The following is a 15,250-nucleotide window of genomic DNA, read 5'->3' as shown; positions in this document are numbered from 1 at the left end:
GGTTCAGGGCACCGGCATCCGCGGTGCTGCCACCGGCTCGATCCGCAATGGTGGCACCGCGCGCAGCCTCAGGCCGATCGCCAGCGCCGCACCGCCAACGACCAGGCAAAAGCCCGTCACGCCGGGCCAGCCGGCATGCGTCCACGCGAACCCGCCCGCCGAGCCCAGCACGCTCGACCCCATATAATAGAAGAAAAGATAGAACGCAGCCGCCTGCCCGCGCGCGCCACCGCCCGCGACGCTCTGTGCCCGCCGCCCGACCCACGCGCTCGCGATCGAATGCGCGCCGAAAAAGCCGATCGTCACCACCGCGATCCCGGCGATCACCAGCGCCAGCGGCTGCATCGCGGTCAGCGCGACACCGCCGATCAGCACCACCACCGGCACCCAGAAGATCGTCCGCCGCCCCAGCCTGCCGGCGAGCGTCCCGAACCGCGCCGAGCTGATCGACCCGAGGACATAGAGCAGGAACACCGCGCCGACCGCCGACTGGCTGAGCCCGTAAGGCGGCCCCATCAGCCGGAATCCTGCATAATTGTAGACGGTGACGAACACCCCCATCAGCAGGAACGCCTCGAGATACAGCAGCGGCATCGCCCGGTCCGCGAACAGCGCGCGCGCATCGCGGACCAGCGCCGCCGGGCGGCCCGCGCTGGGATGGAAGTTGCGCGACGGCGGGGCGAGCCGGCGAAACGCTTCGGCCATCGCCAGCCCCGCGACCCCGACCGCGGCGATCGCGAACCGCCAGCCGCCGAAATCGGCAACCAGGCTCGCGACCAGCCGCCCGCCCATCCCGCCAATCGCGCTGCCCGCGATATACAGCCCCATCGCACCGCCCACCGACGCCGAATCGACCTCCTCGGCGACATAGGCCATCGCCACCGCCGGCACTCCAGCGAGCGCGAGCCCGGTCAGGAAGCGCAGCACGAGCAACCCGCTCCACCCCGGCACCAGCGCGGTCGCGAGCGTCAGTGCACCCGCTGCAAACATCGCCGCGATCATCAGCGGCCGCCGCCCGAGCCGGTCGGACACAAGGCCTGCGAACAGGATTCCGATCGCGAGCGGCCCCGTCGCGAGCGAGACCGCAAGCGACGCCGCCTCCGCGCTCAGCCCGAACTGCGCGGCGAACGACGGCAGCAAGGGCTGCACCGAATAGAGCAGCGAGAAGGTCGAGAACCCCGCGAACAACATCGCCAGCGTCAGCCCCCGATAGGCCGGCGTGCCCGCCGCGATCCCCGTCCCTGAAATGTCAGAATCCCCGCAGGAAGCTGTCGACATTGTGGCCGAGCGCATCGACCGCATAGCCGCCCTCCATGACGATCGCAGTCGGCCAGCCGCGCGCCGCGATATCGCGCGCGAGCACCGCATAATCGGGCGTGGTCAGCGAAAAGTGCGAGATCGGATCCCCCTCCCACGTATCGGCGCCGAAGCTGACGACGAGCAGCCCGGGATCGAACGCCGCGATCGCGTCGAGCGCGGTCGTCTGCGCTGCGCGAAACGCGTCGATCGTCGTGCCGTGGGGCAAAGGCAGGTTGAGCGTCGCACCGCGACCGTCGCCATCCCCCGTCTCGTCCGCATGCCCCCAGAAGAACGGATAGTCGGTCCGGGGATCGGCATGGACCGAGGCGTAGAACACATCGCCGCGGTCGTAGAAGATGTCCTGCGTGCCGTTGCCGTGATGATAGTCGATGTCGAGGATCGCGACGCGTGCGACACCCGCGTCGCGCGCCGCCTGTGCCGCGATCGCCGCGGTGTTGAGATGGCAATAGCCGCCGCAATAGTCCGCGCCCGCATGATGGCCGGGCGGCCGGCACAGTGCGAACGCCGCGCCGTCGCCCTCCAGCACCGCGTGCGTCGCGGCCAGCGCGGACTGCGCGCTGCCATAGGAGGCGGCCCAGCTGTCGGGGGTGATCGGCGTCGTCGCATCGAAGCTGTGCGCCCCGATCAGCGCATCGATCCGCGTCAGGTCGAGCGGTCGCCGCCCGCGAATCGGAAACGCATAAGGTATCGCATCGCCCATTCGCCCCGCCTCGCGCCACAAACGCGCCGCGTCCTTCAGGAACGCGACATAGGCCGGCGAATGCACCGCGAGGATCGCCGTCTCGCCGCGATCTGCCGGTGTCTCGACCGGCCCCAGCGCCGCCAGGATCGCATCGACCCGCGCGGGCATCTCCGCATAGGCCGTGAAGCCGCCATTGTGCAGCTCCTGCGTCGGCGCATGCGCCCGCTGCCGATCGTCGAAGAACATGCGCATCGGTCTGTTACCTTGTCAGAGATGTCAGGCAGCGGGGCGGGCGAGCGCCTCCGCGATCAGCTTGCGCGAATTGTCGATCCCGTACAGCGCGATGAAACTGCCCATCCGCGGTCCCTGTTCGGAGCCGAGCAGCGTCTCGTACAGCGCCTTGAACCAGTCGCGCAGGGTCTCGAACCCGCCGGTCTTGCCGATCTCGTAGACGATGTTCTGCACATCCTCCGCGCTCGCATCGGCGGGCAGCGCGGCGAGTTCGGCATCGAGCCGTTCGAGCGCCGCGATCTCGACCCCTTCGGGCGCACGCCGCTTGAGCGTCGGCGCGACAAAATCGCGGCCGTACGCCAGCGCATGGTCGATCAGCTTGTCGAGCTCGGGATAGCTCTCCGCCGACGCATCGGGGACATAGTTCGCCAGATAGCCCCAGACCTGCGCCTTGCTCGCATCGCCCATCACGCCGACGAGGTTGAGCAGCAGCCCGAACGTCACCGGCAACTCGCCCTCGGGGAGCTTGCCGTCATGGATGTGATGCACCGGATTGCCGAGCTTCTGCTTCAGGTCCTGGCCGGCATAATTGCCGCGGAACTGCCAATATTCGTCCACCGCGCGCGGGATCACGCCCATATGCAACGACTTCGCCTTCTTCGGCTCGCGATACGCGTAGAACGCCAGCGATTCCTGCGGGCCATAGGTCAGCCACTGGTCGAGGCTGAGGCCATTGCCCTTGGACTTCGAGATCTTCTCGCCATTCTCGTCGAGGAACATCTCGTAGTTGAAGCCCTCGGGCGGGCGGCCGCCGAGTACGCGCGCGATCTTCGACGACTGGGTCACCGAATCGATCAGGTCCTTGCCCGCCATCTCGTAATCGACGCCGAGCGCGACCCAGCGCATCGCCCAGTCGACCTTCCACTGGAGCTTGGCCTTGCCGCCCAGCACCGACTGCTCGATGCGTTGGCCTTCATCGTCGAACGCGATCAGGCCCGCCTCGGCATCGATCACCTCGATCGGCACCTGCAGCACGATGCCGCTGGTGGGCGAGATCGGCAGCACCGGTGAATAGGTCGCGCGGCGCTCGGCGCGGAGCGTCGGCAGCATCACGTCCTGGATGCCCTGGAAATGCCGCAGCACCCCCTTCAGCGCCTCGTCGAAACGCCCGCTCGTGTAATAGTCAGTCGACGACGCGAACTCGTAATCGAAGCCGTAGCGATCGAGGAATTCGCGCAGAATCGCGTTGTTATGCGCGGCAAAGCTCGAATGCGTGCCGAACGGATCGGGGATCTGGGTCAGCGGCTTGCCGAGATGCTCGCGCAGCATGTCGCCATTGGGGACGTTGTCGGGCACCTTGCGCAACCCGTCCATGTCGTCCGAAAACGCAATCAGCCGGGTCGGCGTATCGCTCAGTGCATGGAAGGCGTTGCGCACCATCGTCGTGCGCAGCACTTCGTTGAATGTGCCGATATGCGGCAGGCCCGACGGGCCATAGCCGGTTTCGAACAGGATCGGCGCGCCCTGCTTGCCCTGCGGATAGCGCTTGAGGAGTTTGCGCGCCTCCTCATACGGCCAGGCTTTGGATTCCAGGGCGGCGGTGCGGAGCTCGTCGGTCATGCCCCGCGCCCTAGCGCGAAGGTACGAGTCTGCAAAGTCCGCGACCGCCCGGTAGCGTTAGGGCCGCGTGCGGCCCGTACCCGTATTGGCGCCACCGCCGCCGCCCGTGCCGGGGGCACCGACCGAGCCGATATTGCCGAACAGATCCTGGAAGAAGCCGCGCTGGCGACCCAGCGTCGGCGTCGTCTTGCCATCGGGGCTGATCGACGCGACCTGATCGAGCCCGCCGCGACGGATCGCGGTGACGGTGCCCTGCTGGTCGAAGCTGATCTGCAGCGTGATCTGCGCGTTCGGGCGCGGGTTGCGGAACGCCAGGTTGCGGCTGTCGCGCGCCAGATAATACCAGTCGCCCTGGTCGAACTGTCCCGCGAGCGTCGGCTTGCCGAGCGTCTGGAGCACCGACTGACGGTTGTCGACGCCAGGCTGGACCGAGTTGACGAGGTCGACATCGACCACATAGCCCTGATGCGAGCGAAGCTGCGTGCAGCCTGCGCTCGTCAGGCCGACGAGCGCGAGCGCCGCGACGCTGGCCGTACGGCGTGTCAGGCGGAATGAAAGGACGCTCATATACTCTCCCGGGGCGGGGTCACGCGATACTGGCGGCAGCACGATTGCATCGGCCGCGGATCGCCTCGATATGCGAGGTTGCGCAGGCAAACAAGCCGCCGCGCATTGGCGACGGGAAGGCGACAGGATTTGGGCTGGTTCGGCAGGCTATTGGGCGAGAAGCACGACGAGGCGCTGCCACTTTATACCGCGGTCGTGCAGCGCGCGCGCGCGGAGCACTGGTATCGCGACGGGCAGGTGCCCGACACGGTCGACGGCCGCTTCGACATGATCGCCGCGGTGCTCGCGCTCGTCATGCTGCGGATGGAATCGGAGCCATCGGGTGGTGAGCCCGCCGCGCGACTCGCGGAACGCTTCGTCGACGACATGGACGGGCAGCTTCGTGAGCTCGGGATCGGCGACATCATCGTCGGCAAGCATATCGGCCGGATGATGAGCATGCTCGGCGGGCGGCTTGGTGCCTATCGCGACGGGCTCGCGGCCGGTGATCTCGACGGACCGCTGGTCCGCAACCTCTATCGCGGTGATCCGCCCGCGCCCCCCGCGCTCGCGCATGTCCGCACGGCACTCACCGACTTCCACGCCGCACTCGCCGGTGTCCCGCTATCAACCTTACTCGCCGGAGAGCTGCCATGACCCCCGAATTCAGCCGCCCCGAGCGACTCGACACGATTGGCGAGCGCGATCGCAGCGTGACCTTCGCCGCAACGCCCGAGGAACGCCGCAAGCTTGCCGCACGGTTTGCGATCCTGTCCGTCGACTTGCTCGAGGCGCACTTCACGATCCGACGCGATACGAGTGGGATCGTCGCCAAGGGACATGTGACGGCAAAGGTCGTGCAGGCCTGTTCGGTGACCGACGAACCGCTCACCGCGACGATCGACGAACCCGTCGCGCTGCGCTTCGTTGATGATTTCGGCGCGGTCGACGGCGAGATCGAATTGTCGGACGATGCGCTCGACACTGTGCCGATCGATGGCGGTGCGGTCGATCTGGGGGAAGCGGCGGCCGAGACGCTCGCGCTCGCGCTCGATCCCTTTCCCCGCGGCCCCAATGCCGCGGCCGCACTGCGCGCCGCCGGGGTGATCAGCGAAGATGAATATCAGCCGGTCAACGCGTTTTCGGGGCTGAAGGCCCAGCTCGAGGGCAAGGGCTGACGAGTCCGGCCCGACGCGTCAGTCCGCGTCGGGCCCCAGCGTCGGATCGAGATCGCGCGGCCGGACGAAGCGGGTGAACCGCGCCGATCCGCTCGTCAGATCGTCCCAGTCGTCGATGTCGAACTGCAGCTCGGCAAGACTTGCGGTCGGATATTTGTCCTCGACCGCGTCGCGGAACGGGTGGGTCACGTCTGGGGTCAGCAACAGGACGAGATCCTCAAGCCCCGGATTATGCCCGATCACCAGCGCGCGATCGACGCCGCGCGGCAGATCGCGGACGAGGTCGAGAATCGTCCCCGCCGACGCCAGATACAGTCGCCGGTCCCAGTCGGGTGCCAGCGTGCGTCCATAGCCCGCGACGATCTCGTCGAGCGTCTCGACGACACGGACCGCGGGCGAGGCGACGACATGGTCGAACGCGAGCGACAGCGTGCGCATCTGCCGCCCGATGATCGTCGCGGCGCGGCGGCCCTTGGCGTTCAGCGGCCGGTCGAAATCGCGCGAGACCGTGTCGTCCCAGCCCGACTTGGCATGGCGCAGCAGCGTCAGCGTCTTCATGGCTCGGGCGTCATGATAAGGGTCCTCGGGCCGGTTCGCCCGCCTCATGCCTCAAGGCGGCGCGCGAGGAAAGCCGTGCCGCGACTCGGGTCACCGCTTCGTCGAGCGTCACGCGCGTCACCGGCACACCGGGCGGGAACGCGCTGAGCAGCCGCGACGGCATCGCCGCGGACAGCATGACGAACGCGCCCGAATCGTCCGCACGCCGGATCAGCCGGCCGAACGCCTGCGCCAGCCGCGCGCGGATCAGCCGGTCGTCATATACGGCACCGCCGCCGGCAAGCCGTCGCGCGGCATGCAGCACGGTCGGCTTGGGCCAGGGCACGCCCTCCATCACCACCAGCCGCAGCGATTCGCCGGGCACGTCGACCCCGTCGCGCAGTGCATCGGTGCCGAGCAGCGACGCGCCCGGGTCATCGCGGAAGATATCGACCAATGTGCCGGTATCGATCGGATCGACATGCTGCGCGAGCAGCGGCAGCCCTTCGCGCGCCAGCCGGTCGGCGATCCGGCCATGCACGCCGCGCAACCGGCGGATCGCGGTGAACAGCCCGAGCGTCCCGCCGCGCGAGGCGACGATCAGTCGGGCATAGGCGTTGGCCAGCGCGCCCACATCGCCGCGCTTGACGTCGGTGACGATCAGCACCTCGGCCTGCGTCGCATAGTCGAACGGGCTGAGCGCGGCGAACCGCGCGGCCGGGCGGGTGAGATGCGGTGCGCCGCTGCGCGCCTCGGCGATCTGCCAGCCTTCCTCCGCGCTGCCGCCCCCGGTCAGCGTCGCCGACGTGACCAATGCGCCATGCGCGGGTTTCAGCACGACCTCCGCAAAGGGCCGGGTCGGGTCGAGCCAGCGGCGGTGCAGCCCGATATCGAATTCGCGTCCCTCGACCCGGTCGACCGCGAGCCAGTCGACGAAATCGGCATCCGCGGGCCCGCCGACGCGCGCCAGCAATGAAAGCCAGGCCGCCACCGTCTCCGCGCGCCACCCGATCGACGCGATCGCGCCCTCCACGCGTGCGCGCGCCGGCCCGTCGAGCCAGTCGGGGGCCTCGCTCAGCACCGCCTCGAGCCGCCGGCCGAGCGTGACCAGCGGGCGCACCAGCGCGTCGAGCGCGGCGGCGGCGGGCGCAGCGGCCTCGATCAGCGTCGGATCGGGTTCGGCGAGTTCGGTCTCCAGCCCATAGCCCGCATCGCCCGGCTGTTCGGCGCGCGCATAGGTCAGTCCGCGCACCGCGGCGAGCAGCTCCTCGATCGGTCCGAACGGCGCGCCTTCGCCGATCCGCTGCAGCCAGCCCTCGCTCGCCAGCGCGCCGGCCGCGGCCACCGCCTCGCCGATCGCGCGATTGCCTGCCTCGTCATAGCTGGCGAGATCGGACAGGCGTGCGGCCAGTCCGCGCCGCCGCCCCCGGCTGCTGCCCTCGGGACCGATGATCCAGCGGCGCAGTTCGATCGTCTCGCCGCCGGTCAGCGCGGTCGCGAACATCGAATCGGCGGCGTCGAAGATGTGATGCCCCTCGTCGAACACATAGCGTGTCGGTCGCGTCGCGAGTTCGCGTCCGCGCGCCGCATTGACCATCACCAGCGCATGGTTGGCGATGACGATGTCGGCATCGGTCGAGGCGCGTGCCGCACGTTCGATGAAGCATTTGCGGTAATGCGGGCAGCCGGCATAGACGCACTCGCCACGCCGGTCGGTCAATGCGGTCGATCCGTTGCGCCGGAACAGCGTCGGCAGCCAGCCGGGCAGGTCGCCGCCGACCATGTCGCCGTCCGCGCTATACGCGGCCCAGCGCGCGACGAGCTGCGCGAGCACCGCCGCCCGCCCCGCAAAGCCGCCCTGCAACGCGTCCTCAAGGTTCAGCAGGCAGAGATAATTCTCACGCCCCTTGCGCGTGACGACCTTGGTCCGGCGGACCGCGGGATCGGGAAAGAGCCGTTCTGTCTCGCGTCCCAGCTGGCGCTGCAGCGCCTTGGTGTAGGTCGAGATCCAGACCGCGCCGCCCGCCTTTTCCGCCCAGATCGAGGCGGGGGCGAGATAGCCGAGCGTCTTGCCGATCCCGGTCCCCGCCTCCGCCAGCACCAGATTGGGCGAATCGCGCACCGCCCGCGGCGCGAACGCGGCCGTCGCCGCGGCGGCATAGGCGCGCTGCCCCGGTCGTTCCTCCGCGCCATGCCCGGTCAGGTCGTCGAGCCGCGCCTCGGCATCGCCGGGCTCGATCGCGATCGTCCGTGGCGCGGGGCGCGGGGCCTGCTCCTCCCATTCGGGCAGTTTCGAAAACAGCCAGCGTTCGTTGACCGCCGGCTTGGCCAGCCGTTCGGCGACCACGGGCGCCCAGGGCCAGCGCAACCGGTAGAGCGACTGCGCCGCGGTCCAGGCCCCCTCGCGCTCGGGCCAGTCGGCCGCGTCGGTCAGCGCCAGCATCGCCTCGGCCGCGCGCAACAGGAACGGCGCGACCTCGGCATCCTCGGTCGGCAGGTCGAGACCGGTGACGCGGGCGATTCCCTTAGGCGTCGGCACCGCGAACTGCGCCGGGCGCAGGAACGCGTAGAGTTCGAGCAGGTCGAGCCCCGACAGATCGGCATAGCCCAGACGCTGGCCGATCAGCGCGGCGTTGAGCAGGATGACGGGCGTGTCGGCGGCGATCCGGATGGCTTCGCCACGCCCGATCCCGCGCGTCTCGCCGCCCTGCGCGACCCAGATGCCGCCATGGCTGGCGTGAAGGGCGGGGTAGGCAAGCACGTTGCCGACCGTGCGCGATGCGGAACGAATTGGCAACCTCGCCGTGCCGAAAAGCCGCAATACCGGCTTGTACGAGGGTCTCGGCGACGATGGGGAGCGCTCCGCCTTGGCGAACAGACGCTGCGTCGCGCACCGGGCAGCGTGCCGGGCGATGTTCATTCGGTGCAATTTTCAGCATCGGTCGGCGGATGAGCCAAGTCATTCCAATATTCTGACGATCGGTCGGCCGACACCTGTCCGAAACGGATCATGTTTGGTCCGTTACGGCGGGGACAGCGGATAGTCTTGCCCGGGGAGAGGGCCGATGAGCGAGTCGCTGGGGATCATCGATATCATCGTGCGCGAGGCGGTGGCATTTGCTGCGGTCGGCTTGCTGATCGGCGGCATCGATGACCTCCTGGTCGACATCGCATTCTTTTTCTGGAAAATCTGGCGCGGACCGTCGACCTTGCCGGGCATGGACGCGCTGCCCACGCCGTCGGAGCCCGGCCGGCTCGCGGTGTTCGTGCCGGCCTGGGACGAGGTGGCGGTGATCGGCGCGATGCTGTCGGCGGCGGTGGCGCGGTTCGACCATGACGATTACCGCATTTTCGTCGGACTCTATCCGAACGACCGCGCGACGATCGACGCCGCGGCGCGCGTGGCGGCACGCGATCCGCGGATCCGCCTGGTCATCGGCCAGCGCGACGGACCGACGACAAAGGCGGACTGCCTCAACACGCTCTGGCATGCGCTGCGCCGCGCCGACGATCGCGACGGGCGACGGACCAAGGCGGTCGTGCTGCACGATGCGGAAGACGTCGTGCACCCACTCGAACTGCGCGTGTTCGATTCGCTGATCGACCATTATGCCGTCGTGCAATTGCCCGTCCTGCCGCTCGTCAAGCGCGGCTCGCGGCTCGTGTCGGGGCATTATGCCGATGAGTTCGCCGAAGCGCATATGAAGCAGCTGGTCATCCGTACCGCGCTTGGTGCGGGGATGCCGCTGGCGGGGACGGGGTGTGCGATGTCCACCGCGATTCTCGAAACCGTGGCGGCGACCCGCGACGGCGATCCGTTCGACGCGTCCAGCCTGACCGAGGATTATGAGCTCGGGCTGCGGATCGCCCAGCTCGGTGGGGCCGGACGGTTTGCGCGGATCGTCGACGATGCGGGCGCGCTGATCGCGGTGCGGGCGTTCTTCCCGGCGACCTTCGACGCCGCCGTCCGGCAAAAGGCGCGCTGGATGACCGGGATCGCGCTGGCGGGCTGGGACCGGACCGGCTGGGCTCGTCCGCAGGCACTGGCCGATCACTGGATGCGGATGCGCGATCGGCGGGCGCCGCTCAGCATGGTCGTGCTGGCCGCCGCCTATGTCGGGCTGACCGCCTGGGTCCTGACGTTCCTGGTTCATGCGATGGTCCCCGCCGCGCAGGGCTGGCCGGCGATGCCGGTCGTCTGGCTGGCGGGGGCGAATATCGGGCTTCTCGTGTGGCGGCTCAGCATGCGGATGGCCTTCACCGCGCGCATCTACGGCTTGGCCGAGGCATTCTGGTCGCTGCCCCGCTTCGTCGTCGGCAATGTCATCAGCCTGATCGCCGCGCCGCGCGCCGTGGTCCGCTATATTGCGATGCTGCGCGGCGCGGCGCTGGTCTGGGACAAGACCCGGCATGAATTTCCCGATCTCCGATCGTCGGGAGGGTGAGCGGGGCGCGCACGCTGCGCCACGGGTGAAGGGCGGGCGGCCGCTCCGTTTTCTCGCCGCCGCGCTCGGCGCGTGGGTCGTGATGCGGATCATGGTGCTGTCGCCCTATGCGGCGGGGGTGCTGTCGCCCGGCGAATCTGGCAGCCTGCAGCGTCCCACTGTCGCGGCGGGGAGGCGGCACGATCGGCAAGCTTCGCCCGCAGCCCGCGCCGTGGGTATCGCCACTACCGACCATCGTCGCGCCACCGACGATGCGAACATCACTGCTGCCGCGGCCGACCGGCCCGACCGGCGTGTCACGCCGTCGCGACCGCCCTACTGGACCATCGGGCATGGTGCCCAAGCGTCGCGCAGCCATGCCCGCGCCGCGCCGGTGCTCGCCGCGGTCATCCTGAACGCGCGTGCTCGCCCCGCTGACGTTCGCGCGAGGCACGCCGCAGATCGTGACGCCCAATTCAATATGGACGTCCAGCCCGACCTTGCGCCCGACCGGCAGGGCCGGATCGCGATGCTCCCGCCGCTCGGTCCGGCCGCGATCGGCGCGACCCGTGCAACTTCGCACGCGCCGCTGAGCGTCAGCGGCTGGCTGCTCGCGCGCGGTGGCGCGTCGGGTACGGTATCGGGGGGGCAATTGGGCGCATCGCAGGCGGGGGTGCGGGCCGTCTACGGAATCGACCCATCGCGGCGGCTCGGGCTGACCGCGCGGCTGGCAGCGCCGCTCGAGGGACGCGGACGCGAGGCGGCCCTCGGCATCGAATGGCGGCCGACCCGCTGGCCCGTCCGTCTGATCGCCGAACAGCGCTTCGTCCTCGACGGGGGCCGCGGCGGCCCGACGGTCGGCGTGATCGCAGGCTACGGCCCCGCCGAGATCGCACCGGGCGCGCGGATCGAGACCTATGGTCAGGCAGGGGCGATCATGCGCAGCGGGGTCGAAGGGTTCGTCGACGCCGCTGCGCGCGTGACGTACGGCTTCGCGGAACGCGGCGCGCTCCGTCTCGACGCGGGGGTCGGCGCATGGGTGAGCGCGCAGCGGGGGGCGACACGGGGCGATCTCGGTCCGTCGCTCGGGCTCGCGCTGCCGCTCGGCCGACGATCGGTCCGTCTCGCGCTCGACTGGCGCCAGCGTATCGCCGGCACAGCCCGCCCCGGCTCGGGTCCCGCACTCTCGGTCGGCAGCGACTTCTAGCCGGCCGCTAGCCCCCGCGGCCGGTTTGCGTATAACGACGCGCGTGGACCTGTATCTTCCCATCGCAAACCTGTCGGTCAATGCGCTCGTCATCATCCTGCTTGGCGGCGGTGTCGGGCTCCTGTCGGGGATGTTCGGGGTCGGCGGCGGCTTTCTGACGACGCCGCTGCTGATCGTCTATGGCATCCCGCCGACCGTTGCCGCCGCCTCGTCCGCAAGCCAGGTCACCGGGGCAAGCGTGTCGGGCGTGTTCGCGCATTTCCGCCGCAACGGCGTCGATGTGAAAATGGGCGGCGTCCTCGTCGCAGGCGGCATATTGGGCGCGTTCTTCGGCGCCTGGCTGTTCCGGCTGCTCCAGCAGAGCGGCCAGATCGATACCGTGATCGCGATCGTCTATGTCGTGATGCTCGGCTCGATCGGCGGCATGATGGCGAGCGAATCGATCGGGACGATCCGCCGTGCCCGGACCGGCCGCCCCGCCAAGCCGCGCAAGCGACGCCATCACCCGCTGGTCGCCGCGCTCCCGCTGCGCACGCGATTCTACGCCTCGGGCCTCTATATCTCGCCGCTGGCGCCGCTCCTGCTCGGCTTTTCGACCGGGATCCTGACCATGTTGCTGGGGATCGGCGGCGGGTTCATCCTGGTACCGGCGATGATCTATCTGCTCGGCATGGCGACGTCGGTGGTGGTCGGAACCTCGCTGTTCCAGACGCTGTTCGTCACCGCGGTGGCGACGATGGTGCATGCGACGACGACCAAGGCGGTCGACATCGTGCTGGCCGGGCTGCTGCTGATCGGATCGGTCGTCGGCGCGCAGATCGGTGCGCGGTTCGCGACCAAATTCCGCCCCGAATATCTCCGTCTCGGGCTTGCCGTGATGGTCCTGCTCGTCGGCGCGCGGATCGTGCTCGGGCTGGTGTGGCGGCCCGAGGAGATCTTCTCGGTCACGCTGTCGTGAAGCCGGGCGCGCCGCTCCTCCTGCTCGCGCCGCTGCTGATGGCGCAGGCCAAGCCGGTGCTCGTCCCCGACGTGTCGCAGCGCAATATCGAGATCGCCTACAGCTTCACTGGCGCCGAACTGCTGCTGTTCGGCGCGATCCTCTATCCCGGCGGGCGCCTGCCGAGCGGCGAGAGTCCCACCGACATCGTCGTCGTCGTCAAGGGGCCGACCCAGTCGATCGTGATGCGCGAGAAGGAGAAGGTCGCCGGCATCTGGGTCAACACGTCGCGGCTGCGCTATCGGTCCGCGCCCAGTTTCTATGCGATCGCCTCGTCCAAGCCGATCGGGCGGCTGGTCGACGACCGCACCCGGGCGATCTACGAACTCGGCCTCGACAGCCTGCAATTGTCGCCCGCGTCGAGCGCGCCGATTCCGACGCAGGACCGGTTCCAGCGCGGCCTGGTCGACCTGAAACGGCGTGCCGGGCTGTATTACGAGGCGCCGGGCGCAGTCGAGATCACCGATGACGTGCTGTACCGCGCGCGGGTTTCGGTGCCCGCGCGCGTACCGGTCGGGCGCTTCACCGCGGAAACCTTCCTGATCCGCGACGGCCGTGTGCTGGCCGCGGCGGTGCGCGACATCGACATCCGCAAATCGGGGTTCGAACGTTTCGTCGCGCGCGCGGCCGACCGGTCGGCGATCGCCTATGGCCTGGTCGCGGTCTTTCTCTCGATCTTTCTCGGCTGGGCGGCCGGCTGGATCGCGCGCCGGGTCTGAGGCCCACGGACGCTCACGCATTCTTTACCCGTGCGCGGCATGACTGCGGACTTCTGGCAAAAGCCGGAGGATCGAGGACCGACCGCCTATGACCGACATGCCCGCCGCCCATCTGTTCCAGCGGGCGATTGCCACCGCGGCGATCGCGGATGGCGCGGGGCCGGACGCACCACCGGGGGGACAGGCCGACGCCCCGATCGGCGTCATATCCGCGATCGCCGGGGCCAGCAGCCGGGTCCTGCTCGACCGGACCGCGATCGCGCCGCTGCTCGCGCACCCCGACGCGGTGCTCGCCGCCGCCGGCCAGGTCGGCAGCCAGGTCAAGATCCGGGTCGGCACCTCATGGATCATCGCCAATGTCCGCTCGCTCGCGCTCGAGGCGGCGATGGGCGGCGTCATCGCGGGGGAGATCGATTTCCTTGGCGAGGGGGATGAGGACCGGGCGACCGGCGCGTTGTACGGATTCCGCCGCGGCGTGACGCGCTATCCCATGCCGGGCTGCGAGGTGTTCGCGGTCACGACGCGCGACCTGCGCGAGGTCTATGCCGCCGAGGACCGCGCGAACATTGCGATCGGCACCGTCTATCCGACCGCCGACGTTCCCGCCGCGCTGTATGTCGATGCGATGCTGGGCAAGCATTTCGCGCTCGTCGGCTCGACCGGCACGGGCAAGTCGACCGCCGCCGCGCTGATCCTGCACCGGATCTGCGACCTCGCGCCGCAGGGGCATATCGTGATGATCGACCCGCACGGCGAATATGCCGCGGCCTTTGGCACGAACGGCGCGATCCACGACGTGTCGAACCTGCAAATGCCCTATTGGCTGATGAATTTCGAAGAGCATTGCGAGGTCTTCCTGACCAGCACCGGGGAACAGCGCCAGTTCGATGCGGACATCCTCGCCAAATGCCTGCTTGCCGCCCGTGCGAAGAGCCGGCTCGGCCAGGCGATCGCCAAGCTGACGGTCGACGCGCCGATTCCCTATCTGCTCAGCGACCTTACCGGCATCATCAGCCTCGAAATGGGCAAGATGGACCGCGCCGGCGACACCAGCCCCTATCTGCGGCTCAAGGGCAAGATCGACGAGATCAAGGCCGATCCGCGCTATGGCTTCATGTTCTCGGGGATGCTCGTCGCGGACACGATGGCGGCGTTTCTCCAGCGCATCTTCCGCCTGCCCGGCGACGGCCGGCCGATCTCGATCATCGACGTATCGGGCGTGCCGTCGGACATCACCGCCGTCGTCGTCGCGATGCTCGCACGGATGACGTTCGATTTCGCGATCTGGTCGCGCAACGAGCCGCAGCGACCGATCCTGCTCGTCTGCGAGGAGGCGCATCGCTACATCCCGAACGACCGTCAGGCGGAAAGCTCGGTCGGGCGGATCCTCGGACGGATCGCCAAGGAGGGCCGCAAATACGGCGTTTCGCTCGGTTTGATCACGCAGCGCCCGTCCGATCTGGCGGAAGGCGTCCTGTCGCAGTGCGGGACGATCGTCGCGATGCGGCTCAACAACGAACGCGATCAGGCCTTTGTCCGCGCGGCGATGCCCGAGGGCGCACGCGGCTTTCTCGAATCCATCCCCGCGCTGCGCAATCGCGAGGCCATTATCTGCGGGGAGGGCGTGACGATCCCGATCCGCGTCGCGTTCGACGATCTCGAGGACGCGCGCCGCCCCGCCTCGAGCGATCCGCTCTTCTCGGCGCTGTGGCGCGATGTCGGCGGCGAGGAGCAGATCATCGACCGGACGATCCTGAAATGGCGCGCGCAGGGCAAGTGAGCTGGCTGT

13 protein-coding genes are annotated in these 15,250 nt (G+C 69.1%); 7 read left to right on the top strand and 6 right to left on the bottom strand.

The genetic code is table 11. From position 1 onward, the window contains the following. Positions 1 to 3: 3 nt before the first annotated feature. From GV027_RS11785 to GV027_RS11770, 4 genes are read right to left on the bottom strand one after another with little or no spacing between them, the layout of a single operon-like run. A complete protein-coding gene (locus GV027_RS11785) occupies positions 4 to 1,278 on the bottom strand; it encodes an MFS transporter (protein ID WP_159511989.1) in 1,275 nt (424 codons plus the stop codon). Beyond that, a complete protein-coding gene (locus GV027_RS11780) occupies positions 1,250 to 2,254 on the bottom strand; it encodes a histone deacetylase family protein (protein WP_159511988.1) in 1,005 nt (334 codons plus the stop codon). The genes GV027_RS11785 and GV027_RS11780 overlap by 29 nt, the downstream gene beginning before the upstream one ends. Positions 2,255 to 2,278: 24 nt before the next feature. Next, positions 2,279 to 3,853 carry a lysine--tRNA ligase gene (locus tag GV027_RS11775; RefSeq protein WP_159511987.1) on the bottom strand — a complete coding sequence of 525 codons (1,575 nt, stop codon included), beginning with the start codon at positions 3,851 to 3,853 and terminating at the stop codon, positions 2,279 to 2,281. A gap of 57 nt (positions 3,854 to 3,910) precedes the next feature. Then, on the bottom strand, positions 3,911 to 4,420 hold the full coding sequence (locus GV027_RS11770; protein WP_031396395.1) for an outer membrane protein assembly factor BamE: 510 nt from the start codon (positions 4,418 to 4,420) through the stop codon (positions 3,911 to 3,913). Between the two features lie 129 nt (positions 4,421 to 4,549). Between GV027_RS11770 and GV027_RS11765 the strand changes: the two genes are divergently transcribed. Next, complete coding sequence (locus tag GV027_RS11765; RefSeq protein WP_107931007.1) at positions 4,550 to 5,056, top strand: ubiquinol-cytochrome C chaperone family protein; 507 nt, start codon at positions 4,550 to 4,552, stop codon at positions 5,054 to 5,056. Beyond that, positions 5,053 to 5,577: a YceD family protein gene (locus GV027_RS11760; RefSeq protein WP_159511986.1), complete on the top strand. Its 525-nt coding sequence runs from the start codon at positions 5,053 to 5,055 to the stop codon at positions 5,575 to 5,577. Before GV027_RS11765 ends, GV027_RS11760 begins: the two co-directional genes overlap by 4 nt. Before the next feature lie 18 nt (positions 5,578 to 5,595). Here GV027_RS11760 and GV027_RS11755 read toward each other — a convergent pair whose 3' ends face one another. Together GV027_RS11755 and GV027_RS11750 are read right to left on the bottom strand one after the other, a co-directional pair. Then, positions 5,596 to 6,135 (bottom strand): SixA phosphatase family protein, encoded by a 540-nt coding sequence (locus tag GV027_RS11755; RefSeq protein WP_031396398.1) that lies wholly within the window; start codon positions 6,133 to 6,135, stop codon positions 5,596 to 5,598. A 10-nt stretch (positions 6,136 to 6,145) separates the two neighbouring features. Beyond that, positions 6,146 to 8,875, bottom strand: coding sequence for an ATP-dependent DNA helicase (locus tag GV027_RS11750; RefSeq protein WP_236559191.1), 2,730 nt, complete (start codon positions 8,873 to 8,875; stop codon positions 6,146 to 6,148). A gap of 304 nt (positions 8,876 to 9,179) precedes the next feature. Between GV027_RS11750 and GV027_RS11745 the strand changes: the two genes are divergently transcribed. The 5 genes from GV027_RS11745 (at position 9,180) to GV027_RS11725 (ending at position 15,241) form a co-directional block, all read left to right on the top strand. Next, positions 9,180 to 10,559: a glycosyl transferase family protein gene (locus tag GV027_RS11745; RefSeq protein ID WP_159511984.1), complete on the top strand. Its 1,380-nt coding sequence runs from the start codon at positions 9,180 to 9,182 to the stop codon at positions 10,557 to 10,559. After that, complete coding sequence (locus GV027_RS21475; protein ID WP_236559190.1) at positions 10,525 to 11,745, top strand: hypothetical protein; 1,221 nt, start codon at positions 10,525 to 10,527, stop codon at positions 11,743 to 11,745. Before GV027_RS11745 ends, GV027_RS21475 begins: the two co-directional genes overlap by 35 nt. Positions 11,746 to 11,788: 43 nt before the next feature. Next, positions 11,789 to 12,703: a sulfite exporter TauE/SafE family protein gene (locus tag GV027_RS11735; RefSeq protein WP_037529957.1), complete on the top strand. Its 915-nt coding sequence runs from the start codon at positions 11,789 to 11,791 to the stop codon at positions 12,701 to 12,703. 38 nt (positions 12,704 to 12,741) lie between these two features. Then, positions 12,742 to 13,461 (top strand): TIGR02186 family protein, encoded by a 720-nt coding sequence (locus tag GV027_RS11730; protein ID WP_052149151.1) that lies wholly within the window; start codon positions 12,742 to 12,744, stop codon positions 13,459 to 13,461. Between the two features lie 88 nt (positions 13,462 to 13,549). Then, positions 13,550 to 15,241 (top strand): ATP-binding protein, encoded by a 1,692-nt coding sequence (locus tag GV027_RS11725; protein WP_159511983.1) that lies wholly within the window; start codon positions 13,550 to 13,552, stop codon positions 15,239 to 15,241. Positions 15,242 to 15,250 lie beyond the last annotated feature (9 nt).

The sequence above is a fragment of the Sphingomonas sp. T1 genome, from assembly GCF_902506585.1.
Lineage (GTDB): Bacteria > Pseudomonadota > Alphaproteobacteria > Sphingomonadales > Sphingomonadaceae > Sphingomonas > Sphingomonas aerolata.
Note: the sequence above shows the minus strand (reverse complement) of the source record. Positions and strands in the feature narration are given on the sequence as shown.

Bases quoted from the DNA above. Each gene is read 5' to 3' on its own strand.
- GV027_RS11775 (WP_159511987.1), bottom strand. From the start codon at position 3,853: ATGACCGACGAGCTCCGCACCGCCGCCCTGGAATCCAAAGCCTGGCCG.
- GV027_RS11770 (WP_031396395.1), bottom strand. From the start codon at position 4,420: ATGAGCGTCCTTTCATTCCGCCTGACACGCCGTACGGCCAGCGTCGCG.
- GV027_RS11755 (WP_031396398.1), bottom strand. From the start codon at position 6,135: ATGAAGACGCTGACGCTGCTGCGCCATGCCAAGTCGGGCTGGGACGAC.
- GV027_RS11780 (WP_159511988.1), bottom strand. From the start codon at position 2,254: ATGCGCATGTTCTTCGACGATCGGCAGCGGGCGCATGCGCCGACGCAG.
- GV027_RS11725 (WP_159511983.1), top strand. From the start codon at position 13,550: ATGACCGACATGCCCGCCGCCCATCTGTTCCAGCGGGCGATTGCCACC.
- GV027_RS21475 (WP_236559190.1), top strand. From the start codon at position 10,525: ATGAATTTCCCGATCTCCGATCGTCGGGAGGGTGAGCGGGGCGCGCAC.
- GV027_RS11760 (WP_159511986.1), top strand. From the start codon at position 5,053: ATGACCCCCGAATTCAGCCGCCCCGAGCGACTCGACACGATTGGCGAG.
- GV027_RS11730 (WP_052149151.1), top strand. From the start codon at position 12,742: ATGGCGCAGGCCAAGCCGGTGCTCGTCCCCGACGTGTCGCAGCGCAAT.
- GV027_RS11785 (WP_159511989.1), bottom strand. From the start codon at position 1,278: ATGTCGACAGCTTCCTGCGGGGATTCTGACATTTCAGGGACGGGGATC.
- GV027_RS11745 (WP_159511984.1), top strand. From the start codon at position 9,180: ATGAGCGAGTCGCTGGGGATCATCGATATCATCGTGCGCGAGGCGGTG.